Origin of the sequence: Culturomica sp. (assembly GCF_003524185.1) — a bacterium.
Classification (GTDB): Bacteria; Bacteroidota; Bacteroidia; order Bacteroidales; family Marinifilaceae; genus Culturomica; species Culturomica massiliensis.
In genome coordinates this window covers 1-2485 of the sequence record NZ_DOED01000032.1, presented here as the reverse complement: position 1 = coordinate 2485, position 2485 = coordinate 1, and the positions used below count along the sequence as shown (strand labels likewise).

Genomic DNA, 2485 nt, shown 5'->3' with positions numbered 1-2485 from the left:
AACGGTCGTTTTCTTGAGACAAAACCCGTTTGTCTTAAATAAGGCAAGTTTAAAGCAAAAAAGGGTGAAAAAAATAAAAAAATTCTATTCGAAAATTTCGGAAAAACCGAACAATAAAACCCATAAAAGGAAATCCGGCTCTAAATCGCAGGCATCCGTCCTTAACTTTTTATAAGCATATTTGATTTGGGTCTTCACAGTATTTACCGATATACCTAACTGCTCGGCAATTTCTTTATATTTCAGACCTTCTACACACCCCAATACAAATATTTCCTTACATTTGGGAGGTAATTGCTCCAATAATTCGATCAGCCTCGAACGCAACAATTCAAGACGTTCTTCCGAGTAAACTTCTTCCTCATCACTTTTCGTCTGCAAAAATTTCCGTTGATATTCCCTCTCCACTTCGAGACGCAGCTTATAATTGATACAGGCATTCTTGACGGCCTTCAACAAATACCTTACTAATAAACCGTTCAGATCGATTTTCCGGGCATTATGCCACAAATACAAAAAAACATCCTGTACAATATCTTCAGCTACTTCTTTTTCCTTAACAACTCCCAGTGCATAAAAATACAACCGATCCATGTATTTGTCAAAAACACATTTGAATGCCTCCCGGTCCCCTCCCTGAATTTGAGAAAAAAGTACAGAATCATTGCTCATCAAGTGCTCATTTTAGAAATTCAAAAGTAATATAGTATAACGCCGTCAATCCAAAAACATGGCAAAAGAATCATTTGTCCGATCCAACCATTTTCGCAGCAATTTCTTAAATTTAAGTTCCAAATCGGGATTTTCCGTAACAATATTCTTCAATTCATACGGATCATCACTCCGGTCGAAAAGCACCGTTTCTGTTATTGTTCCGTTTTCAACCTTTATTGCAAAAGTATACCGTTTACCCCGCAATCCTCGCCAACCGTTCGTACTCCGCGCAGGCTCGATTCGATAGTAAGGCTGAAAATCCGGCTGGAACCCATTACCGGAAATAATTCGTTCCGATAAATCGAATGTTTCTACCTGCAAAGGAATAACCGATTTATATCCCATCAACGACAATAAAGTAGGATACAGATCGGCCAAAGCAATACGGGAATCAGCATCCCGACGTGGTTTAATCCTTGCAGGCCATGTCACAATCATCGGTATACGCATCGCCTCTTCATAATAGATATCCTTGCCGATGACACCGTGCATGCCCATACAGTCACCGTGATCGGAAGTAAATACAACAATTGTATTTTCCCACAGACCTTCCTGCTTCAATGTCTCTACAATCCGGCCGATTTGTTCATCTACTCCGGTCATACAGGCATAGTAATCCTTCACGGAATTCCGATAAAAATCACCGTTGGAATTGCCTTTTTTCGGAATGTCCGGACGCTGACACCATTTTTCAATATCCAGATCTTTATATAATGTTTTGTATTTTTCCGGTACCAACTCATACCCTGTATGCGGCGGATTTATAGACACCACCAAGGCAAAAGGCCGCCCTTCTTCCCTACATCCGTCTTTATTCCTCAAATATTCGATAGCTCTGTCCGTTTCATATTCCGGTCCCCACTGGTTCACATAATAAAAATCATCCCGGCTGGCATCCCGGTTCCAATACATCGGTTTTAAATGATTATCGTAAGTGCCATAAGCAATCCAATAATCAAATCCATGCCGGCGTTCTTTCGGACACCATTCGTTCCAGGCAACCTTTCCTCTGTTATTATAGGTATCCACATAAGGGAAATAAGGCGCATCCAAATGCCATTTTCCAATATATCCCAATGAATATCCCTGATCTTTCAATACATCCGACCAACACCTGGCCTCTACCGGCAATTCTACCCCATAAGGCGCATTCTCTGAATTACAATTACCGGTAACTTTACTGGAAACAGGGTATTGTCCGGTCATCAACATTCCCCGGGCCGGCGAAGAAACCGGATAACTACTGACTGCATTCTCAAAAGCAACTCCCTCAGCCGCCAAACGATCCAAATTCGGAGTGATTACCGGCTCCACATCCAAATATCCCAAAGCAGTTCCCCGCCATTGATCAGCCATAATAAAAACAAGGTTCGGATGTTCTTGAGACTTCTTTGCACAAGATTGAAAAGGCCAGAAAAAAGAAGCTATCCAAGAAAAAATGAAATAATATTTTGTACTTCTCATGTTTGCAAATTTAAACAAAAACAGATACAGACAAAACATAATGAAACGAACAAACATAAAAAAGAAAGGCTCTAACAACTGAATCACAGCGTTAAAGCCTTTTTAACAAAGAGATTTAAGAAATATATTATTCAGAGACTACATTCCATTATTTAGAATCATTCTCAATATACGCATACGTTTAAAAATTCCATCCGGCAGAGAGACAGAACGTTCCCTTCACCGGTGAATCACTGCCTGCCAGCCAGTAAGCAAAGTTCACTTCTGCTCCGCGGTACATCAGACCGCAACCCAGAGTGGCGTAACT

2 protein-coding genes are annotated in these 2485 nt (G+C 40.6%); both read right to left on the bottom strand.

Translation table 11 applies throughout. The features are described from left to right. Positions 1-84 precede the first annotated feature (84 nt). On the bottom strand, positions 85-672 hold the full coding sequence (locus tag DD657_RS11055) for an RNA polymerase sigma factor (protein WP_021989164.1): 588 nt from the start codon (positions 670-672) through the stop codon (positions 85-87). 45 nt (positions 673-717) lie between these two features. After that, positions 718-2178, bottom strand: coding sequence for a sulfatase family protein (locus tag DD657_RS11050; RefSeq protein WP_287049872.1), 1461 nt, complete (start codon positions 2176-2178; stop codon positions 718-720). Between the last annotated feature and the right edge of the window lie 307 nt (positions 2179-2485).

What these genes read in the sequence shown, in the direction of transcription:
- DD657_RS11055 (WP_021989164.1), bottom strand. Translation starts at nt 672, where the DNA reads ATGAGCAATGATTCTGTACTTTTTTCTCAAATTCAGGGAGGGGACCGG.
- DD657_RS11050 (WP_287049872.1), bottom strand. Translation starts at nt 2,178, where the DNA reads ATGAGAAGTACAAAATATTATTTCATTTTTTCTTGGATAGCTTCTTTT.